Here is a 419-nt window from a genome sequence, read left to right on the forward strand (position 1 = left end):
ACTTGCAAATCACCGCTGGCATTGAGCGCCCAATCAATGCTTGGTGCTGTGCGAGGTGACAATACATCAAGGCTGACCACGTCTTGCCATGTGCCATCAACTGCTGTCACCGCAAAGCGAGCAGTGCCATCTTGACCCACGCTAATTTGACCATTAGCGATAGTCGCCACATCTGGGGTGAGGCTTTCGATGGTGACACTTTGACTATCAGAAGCGGTCACCGTCAGCGTGTGAGAGCCGTTGTTAATATCGCCAAGGGTTGAAGTAATGGAAACAGGTGTCGCGCTAGGTTGCAGGGTAATGGTTTCTAAACGGGCAACCCCGTCCACGTCTATGCTGATTTGCACTAGCGCACCATTGCTGTACAAGCTGGTATCGAAGGTCCCTGTGAGTGCCGTTAAGCTGCCACCCTCAAGGAT

Annotated in this window: 1 protein-coding gene; it reads right to left on the bottom strand. The window is 52.5% G+C overall.

The window, feature by feature from the left end:
* Positions 1-419: hypothetical protein (locus F8B77_RS17730; protein WP_167512875.1), on the bottom strand; the 419-nt coding region annotated here is incomplete at both ends.

It is taken from the genome of Aliivibrio finisterrensis, assembly GCF_008933155.1.
GTDB lineage: Bacteria > Pseudomonadota > Gammaproteobacteria > Enterobacterales > Vibrionaceae > Aliivibrio > Aliivibrio finisterrensis.